The sequence below is a fragment of the Mucilaginibacter pallidiroseus genome, assembly GCF_007846085.1.
Classification (GTDB): domain Bacteria; phylum Bacteroidota; class Bacteroidia; order Sphingobacteriales; family Sphingobacteriaceae; genus Mucilaginibacter; species Mucilaginibacter pallidiroseus.
The window spans coordinates 916881-939270 of record NZ_VOEJ01000001.1; the positions used below are offsets into that span (position 1 = coordinate 916881).

At 41.8% G+C, this 22390-nt stretch carries 25 protein-coding genes; 12 read left to right on the forward strand and 13 right to left on the reverse strand.

Annotated elements, in window-relative coordinates:
* Nucleotides 1–39: 39 nt before the first annotated feature.
* From scpB to FPZ43_RS04095, 3 genes are all read left to right on the forward strand, one after another.
* A complete protein-coding gene (gene scpB / locus FPZ43_RS04085) occupies nucleotides 40–600 on the forward strand; it encodes an SMC-Scp complex subunit ScpB (protein WP_146380555.1) in 561 nt (186 codons plus the stop codon).
* Nucleotides 601–749: 149 nt separating this feature from the next.
* Nucleotides 750–938, forward strand: a complete 189-nt coding sequence (locus FPZ43_RS04090; protein ID WP_146380556.1) for a hypothetical protein — start codon at nucleotides 750–752, stop codon at nucleotides 936–938.
* A gap of 62 nt (nucleotides 939–1000) precedes the next feature.
* Entirely contained in the window at nucleotides 1001–2119 is a 1119-nt protein-coding gene (locus FPZ43_RS04095) for a GNAT family N-acetyltransferase (protein WP_146380557.1), read from the forward strand.
* A gap of 27 nt (nucleotides 2120–2146) precedes the next feature.
* Here the strand turns inward: FPZ43_RS04095 and FPZ43_RS04100 are convergent, their stop codons facing one another.
* The 3 genes from FPZ43_RS04100 to FPZ43_RS04110 form a co-directional block, all read right to left on the reverse strand.
* Nucleotides 2147–2488, reverse strand: coding sequence for a helix-turn-helix domain-containing protein (locus tag FPZ43_RS04100; RefSeq protein ID WP_146380558.1), 342 nt, complete (start codon nucleotides 2486–2488; stop codon nucleotides 2147–2149).
* A 65-nt stretch (nucleotides 2489–2553) separates the two neighbouring features.
* Nucleotides 2554–3924 carry a UDP-N-acetylmuramate--L-alanine ligase gene (locus FPZ43_RS04105; protein ID WP_146380559.1) on the reverse strand — a complete coding sequence of 457 codons (1371 nt, stop codon included), beginning with the start codon at nucleotides 3922–3924 and terminating at the stop codon, nucleotides 2554–2556.
* A 76-nt stretch (nucleotides 3925–4000) separates the two neighbouring features.
* Nucleotides 4001–4849, reverse strand: a complete 849-nt coding sequence (locus tag FPZ43_RS04110) for a universal stress protein (protein ID WP_146380560.1) — start codon at nucleotides 4847–4849, stop codon at nucleotides 4001–4003.
* Nucleotides 4850–5035: 186 nt separating this feature from the next.
* Here FPZ43_RS04110 and FPZ43_RS04115 point away from each other — a divergent pair, with 186 nt between their 5' ends.
* Nucleotides 5036–5443, forward strand: coding sequence for an RrF2 family transcriptional regulator (locus FPZ43_RS04115; RefSeq protein ID WP_146380561.1), 408 nt, complete (start codon nucleotides 5036–5038; stop codon nucleotides 5441–5443).
* A gap of 51 nt (nucleotides 5444–5494) precedes the next feature.
* Complete coding sequence (locus tag FPZ43_RS04120) at nucleotides 5495–6136, forward strand: NAD(P)-dependent oxidoreductase (protein WP_146380562.1); 642 nt, start codon at nucleotides 5495–5497, stop codon at nucleotides 6134–6136.
* A 145-nt stretch (nucleotides 6137–6281) separates the two neighbouring features.
* On the opposite strand, the gene prmA is transcribed toward FPZ43_RS04120, so the two are convergent.
* The 5 genes from prmA to FPZ43_RS04145 form a co-directional block, all read right to left on the reverse strand.
* On the reverse strand, nucleotides 6282–7118 hold the full coding sequence (prmA, locus tag FPZ43_RS04125) for a 50S ribosomal protein L11 methyltransferase (RefSeq protein ID WP_146380563.1): 837 nt from the start codon (nucleotides 7116–7118) through the stop codon (nucleotides 6282–6284).
* 96 nt (nucleotides 7119–7214) lie between these two features.
* Entirely contained in the window at nucleotides 7215–7979 is a 765-nt protein-coding gene (gene tpiA / locus FPZ43_RS04130) for a triose-phosphate isomerase (RefSeq protein WP_146380564.1), read from the reverse strand.
* Between the two features lie 65 nt (nucleotides 7980–8044).
* Nucleotides 8045–9235 carry a putative sugar nucleotidyl transferase gene (locus tag FPZ43_RS04135; RefSeq protein WP_146380565.1) on the reverse strand — a complete coding sequence of 397 codons (1191 nt, stop codon included), beginning with the start codon at nucleotides 9233–9235 and terminating at the stop codon, nucleotides 8045–8047.
* A 65-nt stretch (nucleotides 9236–9300) separates the two neighbouring features.
* Nucleotides 9301–9549: a type B 50S ribosomal protein L31 gene (locus tag FPZ43_RS04140; RefSeq protein ID WP_146380566.1), complete on the reverse strand. Its 249-nt coding sequence runs from the start codon at nucleotides 9547–9549 to the stop codon at nucleotides 9301–9303.
* 105 nt (nucleotides 9550–9654) lie between these two features.
* Complete coding sequence (locus FPZ43_RS04145) at nucleotides 9655–11073, reverse strand: right-handed parallel beta-helix repeat-containing protein (protein WP_186461756.1); 1419 nt, start codon at nucleotides 11071–11073, stop codon at nucleotides 9655–9657.
* A 329-nt stretch (nucleotides 11074–11402) separates the two neighbouring features.
* Here FPZ43_RS04145 and FPZ43_RS04150 point away from each other — a divergent pair, with 329 nt between their 5' ends.
* From FPZ43_RS04150 to FPZ43_RS04165, 4 genes are all read left to right on the forward strand, one after another.
* Complete coding sequence (locus FPZ43_RS04150; protein WP_146380568.1) at nucleotides 11403–12614, forward strand: IscS subfamily cysteine desulfurase; 1212 nt, start codon at nucleotides 11403–11405, stop codon at nucleotides 12612–12614.
* Nucleotides 12615–12722: 108 nt separating this feature from the next.
* Nucleotides 12723–13136, forward strand: a complete 414-nt coding sequence (iscU, locus tag FPZ43_RS04155) for a Fe-S cluster assembly scaffold IscU (protein ID WP_146270359.1) — start codon at nucleotides 12723–12725, stop codon at nucleotides 13134–13136.
* 121 nt (nucleotides 13137–13257) lie between these two features.
* Nucleotides 13258–13584: a HesB/IscA family protein gene (locus FPZ43_RS04160; protein WP_146380569.1), complete on the forward strand. Its 327-nt coding sequence runs from the start codon at nucleotides 13258–13260 to the stop codon at nucleotides 13582–13584.
* Between the two features lie 128 nt (nucleotides 13585–13712).
* On the forward strand, nucleotides 13713–15626 hold the full coding sequence (locus tag FPZ43_RS04165; protein WP_146380570.1) for an AMP-dependent synthetase/ligase: 1914 nt from the start codon (nucleotides 13713–13715) through the stop codon (nucleotides 15624–15626).
* Between the two features lie 49 nt (nucleotides 15627–15675).
* Here the strand turns inward: FPZ43_RS04165 and FPZ43_RS04170 are convergent, their stop codons facing one another.
* From FPZ43_RS04170 to FPZ43_RS04180, 3 genes are all read right to left on the reverse strand, one after another.
* On the reverse strand, nucleotides 15676–16683 hold the full coding sequence (locus tag FPZ43_RS04170) for a Kelch repeat-containing protein (RefSeq protein WP_146380571.1): 1008 nt from the start codon (nucleotides 16681–16683) through the stop codon (nucleotides 15676–15678).
* 73 nt (nucleotides 16684–16756) lie between these two features.
* Entirely contained in the window at nucleotides 16757–17380 is a 624-nt protein-coding gene (locus FPZ43_RS04175; protein WP_146380572.1) for a chloramphenicol acetyltransferase, read from the reverse strand.
* A gap of 1 nt (nucleotide 17381) precedes the next feature.
* Nucleotides 17382–18065 carry an HAD family hydrolase gene (locus tag FPZ43_RS04180; protein ID WP_146380573.1) on the reverse strand — a complete coding sequence of 228 codons (684 nt, stop codon included), beginning with the start codon at nucleotides 18063–18065 and terminating at the stop codon, nucleotides 17382–17384.
* Between the two features lie 128 nt (nucleotides 18066–18193).
* On the opposite strand from FPZ43_RS04180, the gene lysS reads away from it, so the two are divergent.
* Both lysS and FPZ43_RS04190 read left to right on the forward strand, forming a co-directional pair.
* Entirely contained in the window at nucleotides 18194–19915 is a 1722-nt protein-coding gene (lysS, locus tag FPZ43_RS04185; protein ID WP_146380574.1) for a lysine--tRNA ligase, read from the forward strand.
* A gap of 284 nt (nucleotides 19916–20199) precedes the next feature.
* The gene (locus tag FPZ43_RS04190; protein WP_146380575.1) at nucleotides 20200–20445 is read left to right on the forward strand and encodes a hypothetical protein; all 246 of its coding nucleotides are present in this window, start codon (nucleotides 20200–20202) and stop codon (nucleotides 20443–20445) included.
* A gap of 20 nt (nucleotides 20446–20465) precedes the next feature.
* On the opposite strand, the gene FPZ43_RS04195 is transcribed toward FPZ43_RS04190, so the two are convergent.
* Nucleotides 20466–21020: a tetratricopeptide repeat protein gene (locus FPZ43_RS04195; RefSeq protein WP_146380576.1), complete on the reverse strand. Its 555-nt coding sequence runs from the start codon at nucleotides 21018–21020 to the stop codon at nucleotides 20466–20468.
* A gap of 72 nt (nucleotides 21021–21092) precedes the next feature.
* Here FPZ43_RS04195 and ung point away from each other — a divergent pair, with 72 nt between their 5' ends.
* Complete coding sequence (gene ung / locus FPZ43_RS04200) at nucleotides 21093–21770, forward strand: uracil-DNA glycosylase (protein ID WP_146380577.1); 678 nt, start codon at nucleotides 21093–21095, stop codon at nucleotides 21768–21770.
* 124 nt (nucleotides 21771–21894) lie between these two features.
* Here the strand turns inward: ung and FPZ43_RS04205 are convergent, their stop codons facing one another.
* Nucleotides 21895–22365 (reverse strand): Lrp/AsnC family transcriptional regulator, encoded by a 471-nt coding sequence (locus FPZ43_RS04205; RefSeq protein WP_146380578.1) that lies wholly within the window; start codon nucleotides 22363–22365, stop codon nucleotides 21895–21897.
* Nucleotides 22366–22390 lie beyond the last annotated feature (25 nt).

Consider the following 22390-nt stretch of genomic DNA (forward strand, 5'->3'; position numbering starts at 1 on the left):
GAAGCTGAGGTGGATAGATTCTACCAGTCAATAAAGTAAATGGAAAACGTTGAGCAGTACATCGAGGCATTGATCTTCGCGTCGGAGCAAGGCATACGTACCGAAGAAATTTTATACTGCCTGCAGGCTGCCTTTGACCATGAGTTTACCGTGCAAGAAGCTGAGCAGCATATTGCATGTATAAGGGCTAAATACCTGGACCATGCCTTTGCTATAGAAGTGGTTAAGATTAATAACGGTTATCAGTTCCTCACAAAAAAACGTTACCATGCAGTAATAAGTTTGCTGCAACTACAGCGGTCAAAAAAGAAGTTAAGCCAGGCTGCGTTGGAAACTTTGGCTATCATTGCCTACAAGCAACCCGTTACTAAAACCGATGTTGAACAAATACGCGGGGTAAACTGCGATTACTCTATACAAAAGCTGCTTGAGAAGGAGTTAATAGCCATAACGGGCAAGTCCGAAACCGTTGGCAAGCCTATTTTATACGGCACAAGTAATTTGTTCATGGACTATTTCGGCATCAATGATATTGCCGAACTGCCACAACTTAAGGACGTTACAGACAATAGCAGCGCCATAGGCCAACCGCAGGAATAAAATTAAATTCGGTTTTAAAAAAAGATGTTTTTGCGCTATTTTTACTCATAAATAATGGCGATAATAGCGCTGTAGAAATCAACACTAACAAGTACATTAAAAAAATTAGGTTAACAGATATAAGTTTTAACTAACAAAAATTTATTGAAATGGCAACTCCCAAAAAACCTGTAAGTAAGAAATACGAAGACGAGGATGAGGATTTGGATGATCCGCAACCAGGTAAAAAAGTAGCAGACGAAGATGACGATTTTGATGATGAGACCCCATTGGATGACGATTTGGGCGGCGGCTTCGATTCATACGATCCTTATGACGATGATGACGACGATTTGTAAGATCATATAAGATATTTTCATAAAGCATCCGGTAACCACTGGATGCTTTTTTATTTGTACAAATGCAGGTAACCGAAGTAAAAACACAAACCGATAAGAAAGTCTTTTTAGATGTAGCGCGCACTATCTATGCAAACGACCCAAATTGGGTATGCCCGCTGGATAATGATATAGAGGCTGTATTTGATCCTTCAAAAAATAACTTCCATAACCGCGGGGCCGCCACAAGGTGGGTAGTTAAAGATGAAAGCGGAAATCCTATTGGCAGGATAGCGGCATTCATCAATGACAAAAAAGCGCACAAATATGAGCAGCCTACTGGTGGTTGTGGCTTTTTTGAATGCATTGATGATATCAATGCCTCAACCCTACTATTTGATACCGCAAAAAACTGGTTACAAGAACGTGGCATGGAGGCTATGGATGGACCAATAAACTTTGGCGAAAACGATAATTTTTGGGGATTACTTACGGAAGGTTTTACTCCCCCATCTTACGGAATGAATTATCACCTGCCGTATTATAAGGCGCTGTTCGACAATTATGGATTTGCAAAATTATATGAACAAATCACCAATTACCTTGATGTACACAAGCCATTTTCAGAAAGATTTACCAAAATAGCCAACTGGGTAATCAAAAAGCCAGGCTATAGTTTTGCCCATCTTAATCCTAAACAGATAGATAAGTTTGCGCGGGATTTTATGGAAATCTATAACGACGGTTGGCAGAATTTTGAAAACTTTGTTCCCATAAACTATGCAACCATTTTGGAGAGCTTCGAGCAGATGAAGGCCATTATGGACCCCAAGCTGATATGGTTTGCTTATATAAATAATGAGCCGGCATCATTTATTGTGATAATGCCAGATGCAAATCAGTTTATAAAACCGCTTAACGGTAAGCTTAATATTTGGGGCAAACTAATTTTTGTATATCGCCGTTGGCGGGGTGCGAGCCGTATGCGAGCCATTGTGATGGGCACCAAACAAAAGTATCAAAACCACGGGCTGGAGTCGGCACTATTTATAAAACTCAAGGAATATGTGCTGCCCCTTAAACAGTACAACGAGCTTGAACTATCATGGGTGGGCGACTTTAACGATAAAATGTTGGCCCTGCACAGCGCAGTTGGTGCTACATTTGGTAAACGGCACCTTACCATGCGTTATAAATTTTAAAGCCCGGCACAATGGCCGGGCTTTAAATTATGCTGTTACTTTTTTGTGTCTTAATTCTTCAAAAAGCTCGATAACTTTTTTCTGAAGATCAATTACTTCAGTTTCGCGGTCCATCAGCTTTTTGTTAACACTTTCAAGTTCACTGGCTATTTTTTGATCCTGCGCAACTTCGTTGTAGGTAAGCAATTGTACAACAGACATCTCGAAAAGAGCTGAGATCTGCTCTAAGCGTGAAAGATTGATATCAGTGATACCGGTTTCAATTTTTGAAAATGCAGGGATAGAAATATCTAATCTTTTTGCTACTTCTTCCTGGCTCCAACCTTTTTGGTGGCGTAATAACCGGATCTTTTTTCCAAGTGTCTTCATTTTTTATCTTAATTAGGATAGGTTTCTCAATAGTTAATAAAGTTACAACATTTCTGAATAATAAACTAATATTCAGTATAATTTAACAAAATATTTTTTAAGTCAATAAGGTTGATACCCCCAAAATTACCCGAACTCATCATCAGTAAATTGGAATTGCTGATATCAAGGCTTTCGAGATAATTGCGTAATGCGCCCGGATTATCAAAAAACTGAAGATTGCCATTTGCAAAAGCCTCTTTTACTGCATCTGCAGCGTAAGGCGTTATCTTCTTCTGCTCGAAAGTTTTTTTGTCGATAAACACAATGGCTTCATCAGCTTCATCCATTGTACCTGCATATTCGTTCAAAAAATCCTTATTTAAGCTACTGAAAGTATGCAGCTCGATACATGCAATTAGTTTGCGCTGTGGAAACTGTTTTTTTACAGCATCAATAGTAGCCGTGAGTTTTGACGGTGAATGGGCAAAATCTTTAAAGATTGTAGATTGTTCATTTTTACCAACTAATTCCAGTCTGCGGGCCGCACCTTTAAAGCTGCTGATGTAAGTATAAAAGTCGTGCTTGTTGATACCTAACTGCTCACATACCAGGCGTGCCGCTTCAATATTGAGCAAGTTATGCGAACCAAAAACCTGTAACGCATACGTATTGCCATCAGCCTCGATACTGGTTACGCCGTTATCAATCTCAAATTGCGGCAAAGCATAAGGCAATTTGTTTGCAGGATGCTGCAACCCGGCAACCATATTGTTTAAAACATCATCTGTTTGGCTGTAAATAAGGCTACCGTCCGTTTCAATAGTATCGGCAAATATTTTAAACTGTTCGATATAATTATCAAAGGTTGGGAAAACATTGATATGATCCCAGGCAATGCCGCTTATAACGCCAATATGCGCTTTATATATGTGAAACTTAGGTCGCCTGTCAATCGGTGAAGCAAGGTACTCGTCGCCCTCAATAATATTTACTGGCGCTTCGTGGCTTAGCTTAACCATGGTTTCAAAACCTTCAAGTTGTGCGCCCACCAGGTAGTCAAAATCTTTGCCGGCCTGTTGCAGCGCATGTAAAATCATGCTGGTAATAGTTGTTTTACCATGGCTGCCGCCTATAACAACACGCTTTTTATCTTTTGATTGCTCGTAAATGTAATCGGGATATGAATAGATTTTAACACCAAGTTCCTGCGCCTTTAAAAGCTCGGGATTGTCTGCACGAGCGTGCATTCCTAATATCACTGCATCAAGATTTGAAGTAATTTTTTCAGGAAACCAACCGGTACTTTGTGGTAAAATACCATAGCCTGCAAGTCGCGACGCCGAAGGCTCAAAAAGCACATCGTCAGACCCGGTTACTTCAAATCCCTTTTTGTGTAAGGCAATGGCAAGGTTGTGCATGGCGCTGCCGCCAATTGCTATAAAGTGTACTCTCATCTGTGTTATAGACAGCTGCAAATTAACATAAAAAACCTAACATTTTAATTAACTTTTTTAACCGCTACAGCTAGAATTACTTTAATAATAATACCGGCACTACAGAGGATGCCGCTAATTGTCGTGACACACTACTATGCAACACCGATTGTAAAAAACTGTACTTATGCGGTAACGCCACAACCATTTGCGCATTATTAGCTGCAGCAAAATTTAGTACACCGGCAATAACATCGCGATCGGTAATGTTAAAATAGCTTGCATTATAGCCTTTCAATATATCTTTCAAAGCGGCAAGCTCTATTGTATATTCAGGCTCATCAAAATTATATCTTCCTTTTGCATCAATGTTAACCACCAGCAAATCAACATTTTTATCGCCGAACATCCTATTCAGCGCATCAGCGGGGAACGTGTCTTTAACTTTTAGAAAATCTGATGCCAACACTGCTGTTGATATTGGCTGTGGTATAAATGTCGGCGGTACAATAAGCACCGGTGCTGCGCTTGCTTTTGATATACCGGTAACGTGTTTGCCGAGGCTTTTGGCGTTGGCGCTGGTATTACCGATACTGCCCAGTATGACCAAATCCACTTCACGACTAGCAATTGTATTTACAACAGCTCTTATCAGGTGCGACCGTTGTAATACTACTTCAATCTCCACCCCTTCTTTAACTTTGGCTGATAGATCTATCTTTAGTTTCTCAAGCCCCTGAATGCGCTCTGCAACTTCCTCTTCAATTTCCTGCTCACGTATCATGAACATATCCGGGTTAGGCAAAAGCTCCTGGTATGGCGATATATAAAAAGCATTCATCAAGATAATTCGCTTTACCGCGCTTTGTTTACTTAAAAGGGCAGCAAGTTCAGCAGCATTAATTGCAGCTTCAGAAAAATCAATAGGAACAAGGTAAGTTTTCATATCGATATGATTTTATGATGTCCTGACTTTTTAAGCTAAAAAGTTAGTACAAGCAAATGTATAGTATAGCACCATTCGGTTTGTCAGTCACAACTCATAATTCAAATATCTGTCGATCAGGTTGATTTCGTCATAAATATAATCTTATGTTTGTACTGTAATAATTTTTATTACAGATACATAAAGATGAGCGGAAGATTCCAGATTGCGATACATATTTTAACCTTGCTTGATAAAGCAGATGGCAAACTACTTTCATCGCAATTTATTGCTGGGAGCTTAAATGCCAATCCGGCTTTGGTGCGTAAAGAGCTTAGCAACCTAAATAAGTTTGGTTTTGTAAATAGCAGAGAAGGACAAGGCGGTGGTTATTCGCTTGGTAAAAGAGCAGCCGATATTACGCTGGCCGACGTATTTAGAACAGTGCAGACGGGATCAGTTTTAGGATCAACTAAAAATCAGCCAAATCCGGCATGCAGTGTAGGCAAGCAAATAAACCAAAACATTAGCAAGTTTTATGATGAAATTGATAATGTAGTTATTGGTACACTTGCTAATACAACTTTAGCAAATTTTTCATCGCGATTTAATTAATCAGTTCAACACAAACAGTAACATATATAATTACAACATAAAACACACAATATGAAAATTGCAATAATTGGCGCTACCGGCTTTGTTGGTACTGCATTGGTAGCCGAAGCTGTAACACGCGGATATGAAATTACGGCCATTGCCCGTGATAGCGGCAAAATTGAAAAAGCTGCAGGCGTTACCCCAGTATCTGCCGACGTTTATAATGTTGATGCTTTGGCATCCGCCCTATCCGGTCATGATGCAGTGGTTAGCTCGTTTAATCCGGGTTGGGCAGATCCTGATTTGTACAACAACTTTTTAAAAGGTTCAAAAGACATACAAGAGGCGGTGAAGAAGGCCGGCGTCAAACGCTTTTTAAGTGTTGGTGGTGCGGGCAGTTTATTTATTGCTGATGGCGTACAACTGGTTGACACACCCGAGTTCCCGGCAGACTGGAAGACCGGAGCTACTGCAGCAAGGGATTACCTAACTTACCTGCGTGACGAAAATGAACTGGACTGGACATTCATAAGCCCTGCTATAAACCTGCACCCGGGCGCTAAAACAGGTAATTTCCGCCTGGGTACCGAAAACCCTGTATTTGATGAAAACGAAAAAAACGAGATCACCGTAGCCGACCTTGCCGTTGCTATCTTAAACGAATTGGAAAACAATCAATTTGTAAAGACAAGATTTACGTTGGGTTACTAATTTATCCGAGTCAATCTGAGCTTATTAAAGACCTATTAAGCGGCGAATGTTTCGACAGGCTCAACATGATGCCCGTATCACAAAAAGAGGTTGCTTCGTTACAAAACAACCTCTTTTTTATTTATCAATATAATTTATCTATTTCCTACAAAACAAACTTTGCTGCCACCCACTCTTTATCTTTTTTGTGGGTGATGTATTTCAGGTTATACTTACGGGCCTCTTCGGTGATGATATCCAAATCGGGCGATTCGTAAAAACCGCTGAAATAGATTTCGCCGCCGGGCCTAAGCGCTTCAACATAGCGGGCCATTTGGTCCAACAATATATTGCGGTTAATATTCGCCAGTATAATATCATACTGCTCATCAGGAATAGCTTCCTTCGAGCCGCAATGCGCTTTAATCTGCGACTGATTGTTCAGGGCCGAATTCTCGATTGTACTTTCGTAACAAACCGGGTCGTAATCAATGGCAGTAACATCGGTAGCGCCCAGTTTAGCTGCAAGTATCGCCAATATGCCTGTACCGCAGCCCATATCAAGCACTTTTTTACCGGCAAAATCATTTTCTAGCATTAATTGCATAACCATTGCTGTAGTTTGATGATGACCGGTACCGAATGCCATTTTAGGGTCGATAACTATTTCATAAGGGAACTCGGGCCTTGCGGCATGAAACGTCGCACGTACAAACACCTGATCACCGATCTCAATTGGCTCGAAGTTACTTTCCCATACTTCGTTCCAATTTTTTTGAGGAATAAGGTTGATATCGTAACTAAAAGTGAACATTTCGCGGTAAGGCAAAAGCGCAGCATCAAGCACATCCTGGTTAAATTCGTCAACCGGGATGTAAGCTTTAAAGCCAAGCTCAACCTCTTCAAAAGTATCAAAACCAATATTGCCCAAAGCACCAATTAGCAAATCCTGCTGGTAATCTTCAGTAGTTATGGTAGTAAATAATAGCTCGTAGTAATTCATTTAGGATAGTATCAAGTACATAGTATCAAGTAGCAAGAGTAGCATAAACCATAGTACTTGATACCTGATACTTGCTACTTGATACAAAATAGTGCCTTAGTTAAACGCTTTTACGATATCTGTAAAATCGCGTGACTTAAGGGAAGCGCCACCTATAAGGCCGCCGTCAATATCTGCTTGTGCAAATAATTCAGCAGCGTTTTTAGGGTTACAGCTACCACCGTATAAAATTGTGGTGTCATCAGCAACTTGCTGACCATATTTAGCCGCAATTTCTTTACGGATAAATTCGTGAATTTCTTGTGCCTGTGCAGATGTTGCAGTTACGCCAGTTCCAATTGCCCAAACCGGTTCATAAGCAATAACCAACTGCGCAAATTTATCGGCATCCAGGTGAAATATGCCTTCTTCCAATTGTGCTTTGATGATACCGAAGTGTGTATCAGCCTCACGTTCCTGCAAAGTTTCGCCGATGCAGAAAATTGGTTTTAAGCCATTTGCCAATGCTGTATCGGTTTTCTTAGCCAAAAGCTCATTGGTTTCGCCGAAGTACTGGCGACGCTCCGAGTGGCCCAGAATAACGTACTCGGCACCAACAGATTTAATTTGCTTGGCAGAAATTTCGCCGGTAAATGCGCCGCTTTCGGCCTGGTGTGCATTTTGTGCGCCAACCGCTATGTTGCTGTAACCTTTAGCCAACTGAACAAGACTGTGCAGGTGTATAAACGGGCTGCAAACAACAACTTGCTGGGTGCCGGTTGCCTCATCTTTTACCATGTTAGTTACTTCAGAAAACAAGGCTAAACCTTCATTATAATCAAGGTTCATTTTCCAGTTACCGGCTACAATTTTCTTTCTCATTTCTTTTTGTTTAATCCTCAAGCCAGGGCTTGTGGTGTTTATGTTTGTTACTGTTATATTCTTTACTATTTGATAAAAGATTTTCGATACAGGGCAGTCAAATTAAAAGCCTCTGTCAAAATATTTTGCTCATCACCATTAAAATCTCTGTGTGCTTTTCGCGCAAATACTTTACCTGCTGTTTCCAGCATTTTGTCTAAACGGTATTCGGTCATTCCCTTTTGGCCACCCCAGGTAAAATCGGGCACAAAGTTGGGTGGAAAGCCGCCATCGAATACATTTGCGCCCACGCCCACCACAGTGCCCGTGTTAAACATGGTGTTTATACTACATTTAGCATGATCGGCCATGATGAGACCGCAAAAGTGCAAACCTGTGTTACGCAAAGCTTTGGCACTGTAGTCCCAAAGTTTTACATCGGCATAGTTATTTTTAAGATTAGAGTTATTGCTATCAGCACCTATGTTGCACCATTCGCCCAACACCGAATTGCCCAGATAACCCTCGTGCCCCTTATTTGAATACCCCCAGATAACGGCATTATTAATTTCGCCGCCAACGCGAGAGTGCGGCCCAATGGTAGTACCCGGATATATCTTGGTACCCATTTTAACCGAAGCGTTCTCGCATAATGCGAATGGCCCCCTAATTGCCGAATTCTCCCAAACAGAACTGTTTTTGCCCAGGTAAATAGGCCCTTGTTTGGTATTAAATATCGAACATTCCGCCTCCGCACCTTCCTCGGCAAAGAAGTTATCTCCTAAAGTGGTATTGGTGCCGCTTATGGTTGCACTACTACGTCCTTTGGTAAGTAACGCAAAGTCCTTCCTTATCTCGGCAGCGTTATTTAAAAATATATGTTCAGGATAAGTGATGATTACCGTGCCTCCGCTGTAGTAGGTAGCATCATAGTCGTTCAGGGGATCAAACCCTACAGCGTCTGCCTCACCCAGCCTTACTGCCAATAATTTATCACCGCCTTTAATGGCCTCACCTAAACCAAGTTTATCAATAGCCTCAAGCAACTGCTCGTCGGGGCATACCGAACCATTTATGAACAGGTTATCAGCTTGTATTTTTAATGGAAACTTTGATTGCAGATAAGGCTGCGTAAAAAAAGAATACTCGCTGTTTAAATATTTGCCCCACTTTTCGGCAATAGTAAGTATGCCCACGCGCAAATCGGCAACGGGGCGGGTAAAGGTTAAGGGCAGCAGCGTTTCGCTTGCTTTATCATCGAACAGGATAATTGCCATGCGCCAAAATTAAAAAAGTCCCCCGGTAAACGGGGGACTCATTCAATATTTTATTGAAATAGCAATTACTTTTTATTGTAACGGCTACGGAATTTATCGATACGGCCGGCAGTATCTACCAACTTCATTTTACCAGTATAGAACGGGTGTGAAGTGTGAGATATCTCCAATTTAATAAGTGGATACTCGTTACCATCTTCCCATGTAGTTGTTTCACGTGAGTCGATGCATGATTTAGTGATGAAAGAGTAGTCGTTAGACATATCTTTGAATACAACTAATCTATAGTTTGATGGATGCAGGTCTTTTTTCATTATCGTATGCTTCTTGTAAAAGAGGTGCAAATGTAACTAATAAATTTAAAAATCAAAAGTGAAAATTAAAAAGTTTTTAACACCTCAATTGTCTTTAATTCATCTTTAATATTCGGTGGCGCCAATATCGTAGCTTAGGCCCGAAGGTCGCAATTTTTTATAATAATCAGACACAATACCATAGCTCAGCACATTTGCACCGGCATTTATAAGCGGCGATTTACCCTGCAGATGAAAATCATCCCCTGCAAAGTTTACAAAAGCACATTCGCTTACGTCGCCCCCCTGGTAATTGTTTAATGATGTAAGTTTAACGCTGCTATTCATCTTGCTGATATACTGGCCAGATCCAGGGTTGATGATCACATTATTGATAGCGGTATTCATCGGGATACTTGTTGAGTTGAGCCTGATGCCGCTCATTGCCGGCGATACAATAGTGTTGTTTATGAATGCGAAGTTTGGACCCGGCGTGTAGCGCGAATCGGCAAAGATGCCATGCCCGCTTGCACGGATAATAAAGTTGTTAAATACCAGGTTATCTCCAAGCCCAAGCACTATAATACCGTTGCCCGGTGCATCTTTAACAAGATTGTTGTAACACTTACCGCCTGTACCCTCTCCTAACTGTATGCCGTTATTTTGTGCGCTGGCAAAGGGTTTTATGCCTGGTGTTTTAACTATGTTGTTATAAACCTCGCAGCCGGATACCGCGCCGCCAACCTGTATACCTTCGCAACCGGTTTGTTCTGTTGTATTGTTATAAACTTTAAGGTTTACTACGTCGTGCGGCAATGCAGTGCCACATGAGGTAGATACACCGGTGGCGTAAAATGAGTTACCGATATATAAGCCTTCGCCGCCTGTATCGTGTACGTAATTATCGTGGATGCTAACGTTTTTCATGGTGAAGTGCCCACGTTGCGTTTTAATATCACAAGACGGATCGGTTTTGGCCATAATGCCGGCAAAGCCGCTATTACGCACCTGAACGTTAGATATCTCGAAGTCGCTGCTCAGGTCGTCCATCGTCATACCGATATTTCCGCCATCCACAATAAAACCGTAATTAATGCCGCTTGCTCCATTACCAGTAATCTTAAAATACTGGCAATTTTGTGTTTTAAATGCGTATGAAGCTGTTTTTGATGTTAAAAAATTAACCTTGCCACCTTTGTTAACTATTATGATAGGCTTATCTGCCGTACCTTTCAAATTTTTAAATAGCAATGCTCCCCGCGTTCCGGCAGGGATACAAATAACAGAACCTGGGGCAATGCTTGTACCGTCAACCATCCACTGGGAAGCCTGCACCGTATAGCTGCAAGTGGTTATGGGTAAAGCCGTATTAACCGGCATTTTAACCGAGTCGGTAGTTTTGCCGCTGGTATCGGCAGCTGCTGTCGATGATGGTGTTGTGGCCGGAAGGTTATCTACCTTAAGCGTTTGCTTCGCGCACATGGCAAACGACGCAATTACCAGCAAACCCGCCGTGATACGTAAAAGGTAAAGTTTAATCTTCATATCAAACTGAATTAGGGGTATTAAGTAAAAAATGCAACCGAGTAAAACATCTTGGTTGATTTGTTTCACAGTACTTTTATACGTTGTTGCTACTAACATTGTTGCTTATGTAGATTAAAATTTCATTGCTGTAACACTCCGCTATATCAAACACTGTAGATCAGCTCCATTCTTCAATTAATATTTAACACCGTTAAGCTTAGGGAGAAATAGTAATAACAAATCAGTGTCCTGCTATTGTAAATAAATGGTTTTTAGCGTAAGTTTATAGGTGCCCAAAGGTGTAAAAGTAAAACTTTGCTTATATTTGTATTGTTAAAAATTACTACATGAACATTCCAATTTATTTAGATAATAACGCTACTACGCCGATGGACCCACGGGTACTTGAGGCAATGGTGCCTTACTTTACTCAAAAGTTTGGTAATGCAGCAAGCCGTAACCACGCTTTTGGCTGGGTTGCCGAAGAAGGCGTTGATTATGCACGCGAGCAGGTAGCTAAACTTATTGGCGCAAGCGAAAAAGAGATCATCTTTACATCGGGCGCTACCGAGTCTGACAACCTTGCCATTAAAGGCGTGTTTGAAATGTATAAAGAAAAAGGTAACCACATCATTACTGCGGTTACAGAACATAAGGCTGTATTGGATGCCTGCAAACACGTTGAAAAGCTTGGCGGTAAGGTAACTTATCTGCCTGTTAAGGAAGATGGCCTTGTTGACTTAGCACAATTAGAAGCTGCCATGACACCGCAAACCATCCTGGTATCTATCATGTATGGTAACAACGAGATTGGCGTTATACAACCTGTTAAAGAAATTGCTGCTATTGCCCACAAACATGGCGCACTGTTTATGACAGATGCTACCCAGGCGGTTGGTAAAATACCTGTTGACGTTAATGCTGACGGTATTGACCTTTTAGCTTTATCGGCACACAAAATGTACGGCCCTAAAGGTGTTGGTGCTTTATATGTTCGTCGTAAAGGCCCAAGGGTTAAAGTTACTGCACAAATGGATGGCGGTGGCCACGAACGTGGTATGCGCTCGGGTACATTAAATGTTCCGGGTATTGTTGGCTTAGGTAAAGCCTGCGAAATTGCTGGTCAGGAAATGGAGTCTGAAGCTATCCGCTTATCGGCCCTTCGTGATAAATTGCAAGATGCTTTAACCGTATTGGAAGAAAGCTACGTAAACGGTAACGTTGAACACCGCTTGCCACATGTTGCAAATATCTCTTTCAAATACGTTGAAGGTGAAGGTTTGATGATGGCTATGAAGGATTTAGCTGTGTCATCAGGTTCGGCTTGTACTTCGGCTTCGTTGGAGCCATCTTACGTGTTAAAAAGCCTGGGCTTAAGTGATGACTTAGCACATTCATCAATTCGTTTTGGTTTAGGTCGCTTTACTACCGAAGAAGAAGTTGATTACGCTGTTGAAGTAACCAAAAAAGCGGTTACTCACCTGCGCGAACTTTCTCCGCTTTGGGAAATGTTTAAAGAAGGCATCGACCTTAACTCTATTGAGTGGGCAGAGCACTAATAAGATGTACAAGTTGCAGATGTGCGAGTGTGCAGATGCTTGAAATATTATAAAATGAATAAGTAAATGGTCTTTTGACTTTTTACTTTTAACTTAAAACTTTACAAAATGGCTTATTCAGATAAAGTAATCGACCACTACACTAACCCCCGCAACGTGGGCACGTTAGATAAAAGCAGCCACAAAGTTGGTACCGGCTTAGTGGGCGCCCCTGAGTGCGGCGACGTTATGCGTTTGCAAATTCAGGTTGATGATAATAACATCATCACCGATGCAAAATTTAAAACCTTCGGTTGCGGTTCGGCAATCGCTTCTTCATCTTTAGCTACTGAGTGGTTAAAAGGTAAAAGCGTTGACGATGCAATGAAGATAGACAATATGGATATTGTTGAGGAACTTGCTTTACCACCGGTAAAAATTCACTGCTCGGTACTCGCAGAAGATGCTATTAAAGCAGCCATCAATGACTTCCGTGTTAAAAATGGCATGGAGCCAATTGAGCTTGAAAAATCGCATCACTAATTTGGTAGCAAGTACATAGTATCAAGTAACAAGATACTATGAATTGGTTCATAATTGAAAAAGTGTTGGTGTTAAGACAATTTGTATTGATACTTAATACCTGATACTAATTACTAAAACAATGGTAACAGTAACTGATAAAGCGAAATCGAAAATAGACAACCTGATGCAGGATAGCGGGCTTGATGCCTCCTACTTTTTGCGTGTAAGCGTTCAGGGTGGCGGTTGCTCGGGCTTGTCATACAACCTTGATTTTGATAACGAGGAGAAAAAAGGCGACCAGTTTTTTGAAGATAAAGGCGTACGCATGGCTTTGGATATGAAATCATTTTTATACCTGGCCGGCACCGAGCTCGACTTTAGCGACGGGCTAAACGGAAAGGGCTTTAACTTCCATAACCCTAATGCATCCCGCACCTGCGGTTGCGGCGAAAGTTTTTCGGTTTAATTGGTAAATTACTATTCGATATTTAAAAGGCTCCATTTTGTGGGGCCTTTTTTTGTGCGCTTATTAAGCCGTTTGTTTTTCTTAACAAAAAACATAAGTTTGTTTACTTATAACCTGATATAAACTGAATGAACATTATTGCTGAGCAATCAACCATACCGGGCTTGATCCGTAACATCGTCGCGACCATACATCCGGATACACATACATTCCTTAAGCATAAAGTTAAAGATGAGTGGGTTGATATATCGTACAAGCAAGCTATTGAGAAGATAGATGCCATATCTGCCTGGTTCCTGGAAATTGGGATTCAAAAGGACGACAGGCTTGCACTGATGATCGAGAATGGGCCCGATTACATTTATTACGATCAGGCTTTGCAGCAAATTGGCGCTGTTAATACCTCAATCTACCCTACCCTTTCGGAAGCTGATGTTGAATACATCCTTAACGACTCGGGCGCAAAAACTATACTCGTTGGTAACCCGTTTTTGTTTCGCAAGGTTATTAAGGTAGCTAACAATTGCCCGTCGTTGATCAGGCTGATCCCGGCGTTTGACGACTTTGCAAAATATACGGAAAAGGCTAACCTAACTGCAGGTGTAACAGGGTTTGACGATTTAATAAATGAGGGCCTGCAACTGGTAAGTAAGTACTATAAAGCAATTGAAACAGCTCGTGATGCCATTTTGCCGACGGACTTGTCTTGCCTCATTTATACATCGGGTACAACCGGTACGCCAAAGGGTGTAATGCTTACGCATTCCAACCTGACACAAAACGTAAAATGGAGCCTGGTGCAAATACCTGTGATTGATAAAGACGATCTTTTCCTCTCCTTCCTGCCACTCTCTCATGTGTTCGAGCGCATGGCAACGTACTACATTTGTATGAACAAAGGTTGTACAATAGCCTTTGCGCAAAGCCTTGAGCTGCTGGCCCGCAACATGATGGAAGTAAAGCCAACCGTAGTTTGCTGCGTACCAAGGTTGTTGGAGCGCATACATGACAAAGCAATTAAAAACGGCATGTCGGCAGGTGGGATTAAAACCAAAATATTTGCCTGGGCCATTAAAACCGGCGAACAGGCGCGGCTTGTAAACGAAGCGGGTAAAAAGCCCGGCATTATATTAATAGCTAAACATGCCCTGGCCGAGAAATTAGTTTTTAGTAAGATAAAAGAAAAAACGGGCGGTCGACTCAAACTTTTGGTATCGGGTGGCGGTGCGTTGCCCAAAAACGTTGGCGAGTTTTTTGGTAACGTGGGGATTAAGGTATTAGAAGGATTCGGGCTTACAGAAACATCCCCGGTAATGGCAGTAACCGAGAACGACCGGATAATTTACGGTACGGTTGGCCGCATCATCCCCGGTTTGGAAGTGGCTATTCAAAACATTGATACGCAACAAATTTACACCGTACAAACGCATGATAACTTCAACCCCGACTTTACATCAGAAGAGGGCGAAATAATTGTTCGAGGTCACTGCGTAATGAAGGGTTACTGGAACAAGCCACAGGAAACAGCCGCCGTTATCGATAAAGATGGCTGGTTCCACACCGGTGATATAGGCCGGTTTTACCGTGGTAACCTGCAAATTACCGACAGGCTTAAAAACATGCTGGTTAACGCCTACGGTAAAAATGTTTACCCTACCCCGGTAGAAAACACCTATCTAAAAAGTCCAAAAATTGAACAGATCTTTCTGATCGGCGACAAGCGTGAATATATTACGGCCATTATAGTACCGCCAAAAGAGTTGCTGCAGGAAACCTTTAAAATGGGTAACAACTTTTTCGAGAAACCTGACGTATTTATTGAAGACAAAGAGATTATTGACTGGTTGGCACAGGATATCAAACGCTACTCCGCTGAGCTGGCAAAATTCGAGCGGATAAAAAACTTCGTTGTAAAGCGTAACCCGTTCAGCATGGAGGCCGGCGAAATCACACCTACTTTAAAAGCTAAACGCAAGGTAATTGAAAAGAACTACGCCGATGCCATCAACGAAATGTACTTGCAGGAAGCAGATGCAGAATGATTCAAATAATAAATAACTTTTTCAAAAAGGCTCCATAAACATTAAAACTTTATGGAGCCTTTTTAGTGGGCGTAAATTTCCAAAAATCGGCGAGGCTTTCGGGGTTTCCGGTGCCTACGTAACCTATATCGTTTAAACTGAAGCTTACGGCATCGTACCGGGCCGGGCCGTCAAAATTTGTGATCTTAATCCAGCTATCTGTAAGCGTATTATATTTAAACCAATCGGGCGCAGTTGCAGCTAATGTTGAACCCTGACCAACATAACCATCCGTACCTATAACAAACTGACTTGTAAAGGCCCTTGGTTTACCCGTGAAATTTGCTCTTTCAACCCATTTGTTTTCAACAGGGATATATTGCCAAAAATCATTAGCCGTTACGTCGGGGGATGCAGCACCCAAGCCTGCGTAACCCTGCCCGTTAATGGCAAATGCTGATAACGCAAAGCTGCCCTTGCCGGGATATGGTGCGACAGCTGTCCACTTATCTGCTCCCGCATCGTATCGGTAAAAATCTTTAAAATTTTTGGTGTAACTGTTATCCGTTCCAAGGCCCATATAACCAGCGCCGTTAACTTCGAAGCCAATAACATTTTCTCTCGCCTCGCCGGGGAAGTCGGCCTTTTGTGTCCAGGTGTCTGTAGCAGGATCGTACTCCCAAAAATCTTTATTCTGAGGAATTGAATTGCTCGGCAACTGCAGGTTACCAAACCCGGTACCCATGTAGGCTCTATTATTGATTGTAAATCCGCGGATATACTCGGCAGCGCGCCCCGGGTAACTTGCCTTTTTGGTCCACTTGTCTGCCAATGGGTCATACTCCCACATATCGTTAAGCGGGCTGTAATTAAATCCACTGCCGTATGTGCCGCCAACCATGTATGCTTTACCACCAATTACAAAGGCATAAGCCCTTACCCTGCCCTTGCCCGAGAAATCGGCCAACTGCTTCCACAGGCCGGGCAATGCATTGGCGCTGCTGGGCACAAAGGGCTCCTTTTTACAGCCAAAACACAACGCAGCTAAAGCGAGCGCAACTAATAAGTTTTTCGACATATTGGTTTATAATACAGAAGCTTGAATATACCACTAATCAAGTTGCAAACCGATATGTTATCTAGCAAGCTTGTTAAGCGTTTAAAAGCGCTTGAAACTTCTCCAGGTATAACCCAATGTGGTATCCATCCACCAAACCGTGATGTACTGTGATAGAAACAGGCATTGTTTTAATACCATCTTTATCAACCACTTTACCAAATGATATTTTGGGAACGCTATCGCGATAGCTAAAACTGCGGGCGTGCGTTAAGCCGGTAAAATTTATCCAGGGGATGGCCGAGTAGTGGATCAAATTTTCACCCTTATCCTGCACGGTTAAACCCGTGGTGGCTTGTATGCGGGCTATTTCCGCCTGGGCCTCAAAAACGAAGTCGGCAAGTGCGGGCTTATAATCCCAGTAGCCAAAGCCAAATGTTTTATCGGCACGCATCACCGTTGCAGATACGTTTATTTGATCATATAAATAAACGTCGCCTTTCTCTGCCCTGTATCTAAATGGCTCGCTTTGGTTAACAGCTACCAAAGAGCAATGCAAATAATACAGAAAAAATGAAACGCTCAGCGCCTTTGCATTTTGATAGGCAACGGTGCAATCTACATCAGCAACAATGCTGTAATATGGCTCTTCAAAACTGTCAAAAAGTTTAAAGTGGTCTTTACGCAGCCAGGTACCCTGGTCAATTTTAGTTCTCATATTAAAGTAACTCCAATACTTCTGTTATACTTTCTGCACTTTTAAAGCGCTCGTTGTCTATCTTATCTTCAATCTGCTCATGTGCCCACGTAATATGATAAGGGACATGCACGGCATATCCACCAATATTTAGTACCGGCAACACATCGCTTTTAAGCGAGTTGCCTATCATTAATAACTCGTCCGGCTTTATGTCAAGATGTTTAATCAGTTTCAGGTAGTTGGCATCATCCTTCTCGCTCATCACCTCAATGTGATGAAAATGATGGATCAATCCCGACTTGCGAAGTTTGCGTTCCTGGTCAAGTAAATCGCCTTTGGTAGCAACCACTAAGCGGTACTTGCCTTTCAGTTGCTCAAGCACATGCTCCACTCCTTCAAGCAACTCTATCGGCTGGTTAAGCATTTGCTTACCCAGGTCAATTATCTGCCCAATCACTTCAGTGCTAACAGTATTACCGCTAACCTTCATGGCTGTTTCAATCATCGATAACATAAATCCCTTTATGCCGTAGCCGTATAGTGCAAGGTTATCAATTTCTATCTTTAGCAATTCCCGCTCAAGCTCATGCAACGATGCATATTCGCCAAGCAATGCACAAAAACGCTCTTCCGACTGGCGGAAATAAGGTTCATTTACCCAGAGTGTATCGTCGGCATCAAAGGCTACAACTTTTATGTTCATGGTTAAAAGGTTATAAAGTGCAATAATAGCGTATTTGGCACAAAGCTTTACCTATAATGCCACACTTCGCAACGTTTTTATCAACCAAAAAACTTATTTTTGCACCCTTAATAAAATTCATAAACAACATGAGTATTGCGCTATCCGAACAGGAAATTTTACGCCGCGAATCGTTACAACAGTTGCGGGCACTGGGCATAAACCCATACCCTGCCGAAGCTTTTGATGTTAATGCCTGGGCACAGGACATTACAGATAATTTTGAAGCCAAGCCCGAGAACTATAAACAGGTTGTAATAGCAGGCCGTATCATGACCCGCCGTATTATGGGTAGTGCATCATTTTTTGAACTTCAGGACAGCACCGGCCGCATCCAGGTTTACATTAAACGTGATGACATTTGCCCTACTGAGGATAAAACGCTGTACAATACGGTATTTAAAAAACTGTTGGATATTGGCGATTACGTTGGTGTGAAGGGCTATGTTTTCCTTACCCAAACCGGCGAGATCTCGGTACACCTGCAAGAACTTACTGTGCTGTCAAAATCGTTGAAACCACTGCCTGTTGTAAAACGCGACGAGCAGGGCCATATTTACGACGGCTTTACCGACCCGGAGTTGCGTTACCGCCAGCGATATGTGGATTTAACGGTAAACCCCGAGTTTAAACAAATCTTCATCAACCGCTCAAAAGTGATCAGCGCCATGCGCGATTACTTTAACACGCAAGGCTGGATGGAGGTTGAAACGCCCATATTACAAGCTGTGCATGGCGGTGCAGCGGCCCGCCCATTCAATACGCACCACAATACGCTGGATATGCCGCTGTTTTTGCGTATTGCGAATGAGCTGTACCTAAAAAGGCTGATAGTAGCCGGCTTTGACGGTGTTTACGAGTTTGGTAAAATGTTCCGAAATGAGGGCATGGACCGTACCCATAACCCCGAGTTTACCGCAATGGAGATTTATGTAGCTTATAAAGACTACATATGGATGATGGCCATGGTTGAGGAATGCCTGGAAAAAGTAACCCGTGCCATACATGGCGTACCGGTAGTGCAGGTTGGCGCGAACGAGATTAACTTTGCAGGCCCGTATGAGAAATTATCAATGTATGATTCGATAAAGAAATATACAGGTATTGATGTATCAGCAATGGACGAGGAGGGTTTACGCCAGGTTTGTAAAGATCTTGGTATCGAAACCGATGCAAGCATGGGCAAAGGAAAGCTGGTGGATGAAATATTTAGTGCCAAAGTAGAAGCTAACCTGATACAACCTACTTACATAACCGATTACCCTATTGAAATGACGCCGCTTGCCAAAAAGCACCGCACTAAAGATGGTTTGGTAGAGCGTTTTGAGTTATTTGTAAATGGTAAAGAAATTGCCAACGCATATTCTGAATTGAACGATCCTATTGATCAGCGTGAGCGTTTCGAAGAACAATTGATTTTGGCCGGCCGGGGTGATGACGAGGCTATGGCCATGGATGACGACTTTTTACGTGCGCTTGAGTACGGCATGCCGCCAACATCGGGTTTGGGTATCGGTATAGACCGTTTGGTGATGATGATGACAAATCAAAGCACCATCCAGGAAGTATTGTTCTTCCCGCAGATGCGCCCCGAGAAGAAAGCAAAGGCACCAAGCATTGAAGACTTTACCAATATCGGCATCCCTGCTGAATGGGTGCCTGTATTAAACAAAATGGGCTTTAACACCGTTGAGGAACTTAAAGCAGGCAACCCCAACAAGGTATTTAATGACCTTGGCGGTATGCGTAAAAAACTTAAATTGGAAATTAACATGCCTACTAAAGATGAGGTTATGGCATGGTTTGCATAGTGTAGACCACATACTTAGCAAAAAGAGGCGCAAGAAATTGTGCCTCTTTTTGTTTGTATTGATTGCAAAGTTGTACTAATAAAGTACACCACGTTCTAACATTATATAAGTTTACTAAAATCGAATAGGTCATCGCGCTGGAAACTCTTTTTCCACGAATGTGAATTTACTGATTATCAGCTATAAAAAATTCACAATTCCTTAACCAAATCATAAAAATTAGAAAACTTTCGCGATAGGAAACTTGTTTAATTTTACGATGGACACACTATAATCTTTTATATATGATGAGCTCGACACTTGAAATCACAGAAAAAGAATATCTGATAAAGCTAAACAAGGAAAATTTCAATTTATCTTTTATCAGGAGCCTGTTAAAAATAGTTGAGGTTGCACAGCCTGCTGCCAAAGACGACAGCTACGAAGAAGGTGACTTACACGACGAATTAGAAATTCCTGATCGCCGTATATCGCCAAAGCAAAACAACAACGCTGAGCCCGACTATTACGGCAGCCTCGACGAAAAATAGTTTTAGTAGCTTACCTGCTATTAAAACTTTTGGCGGAAACCGCCACGTATAACCTGCTGTTTATCCATCTGCGCCATTTGGCCCTTCATCATCTTAATCTGATCGGCCAGTAGTTTGTTTTTATCATCCTTTTGCGCTTCTTTCAAATACATTTCGGCTTCGCGTTTATTGCGTTTAGCCATTGCTATACCTGCAAGGCTCAATTTAGCCAAAGCCAGGTTATGTGACATATTTAAACCCAATTGCAAAGCTTTCTTAAAATATTTTTCAGATTTAAGAGGTGCCGTGCGCGACTCAATTAAACCTATCAATAAGTTATAATAGCCCCACTGGCCTTTGTGCAATTGCTTTTCGTAATCGGTAATTTTATTTAAAAAAGCCTGTGCCTTATCTGTATTCTCTTTACGCAGGTAAAACTGCGCAATCAGCATATTCTCGTTAAAAAAGAAAGTAACAAGTATTAAAGCGCCAATTAAAAATGCAAGTATTCCCCATCCCCAAAAGCCAAAGCCACATAGTGTAACACCGGCTCCCATAACAACACAAGCAATAATTAGCCTAACTATATTCGACATAATTTGTATTAATAAAAATGATGCGCAAATATCGTTATTTGTAAGCTAATAAAACACCAGTATTTTATATTTATGGCAGGAGAATTAGAGGCCTCGTGGATGCGGGTTTTAGGGCCCGAGTTTGAAAAACCTTACATGGTTGAGCTCAAAAATTTTTTAAAACAGGAAAAAGCTGCGGGCTATACCATATACCCTAAAGGGTCTGAATATTTTAACGCCTTTAACACAACTCCTTTTGATGATGTAAAGGTAGTTATCATTGGGCAAGACCCTTACCCAGGCGTTGGTCAGGCGCATGGTCTATCATTTTCGGTGCAAAAAGGAGTGGCTATTCCACGTTCGTTAAATAACATCTATAAGGAATTAGCTACCGATATCCCCGGCTTTAAAATGCCCTCTCATGGCAACCTTAGCAAATGGGCCGAGCAAGGTGTATTGCTTTTAAATGCTACTTTGACCCTGCGTGCAGGCGAATCAAACTCTCACTCAAAAAAGGGCTGGGAAAAGTTTACAGATGCTGCCATCAAAAAATTATCTGACGAGAAGACCGGCATTGTTTTTATTCTCTGGGGCGCATACGCGCAATCTAAGGTTGCCATTATCGACACTTCGAAGCACCACATTTTAAAATCGGTGCATCCATCACCCCTTTCAGTTGAGCGTGGTTTCTGGGGCTCTAAACCATTCTCTAAAACAAACGAACTCCTTATTAAAGAGGGCAAAACGCCAATTGACTGGCAGATTGACTAGTTTTTTAGAATCAAGAGATGAGAGTCAAGATTCATGACTTTAAAATATCTACAACAAAAAAGTCAAGAACCAAAGATTGCTATCTTAATTCTTGACTCTAATATCTTGATTCTGATTGTGTGTACTAATATTCCAAAGGAACGATAGGCTCTTTTTTACTGGTACTCATAATCATCATGGTTTGAAAAGTTTTAACCACAGTAATGCGGCTTATTTTTTCCATGATCAATTGCTCGTATGATTTAATGTCGCGTACGTAAACCTTCAGCAGAAAATCGCACTGCCCGGTAACGTGGTGGCACTCGGTTACTTCCTTAATGCTCTGTATCTCATCCAAAAAAGTCTGGATGGTATTCTTTTGATGGAAGTCCAGCGAGATCTGTATAAAGGTTTTAATACCCAGGCCAAGCTTCTCTTCGTCAACCAAAGCATGATAGCTTTTTATGTATTCGGAGTTCTCAAGTTTGCGCACCCGCTCAAGCGTAGGCGCCGGCGAAAGGCCAATTTCATTAGAGAGTTGCAGGTTAGTTATGCGTCCGTTCTCTTGTAATATCTTGAGTATCTGTAAGTCTATTTTATCCAATTCGGTTGCCATGCTATATGCAAATATATATTATTCT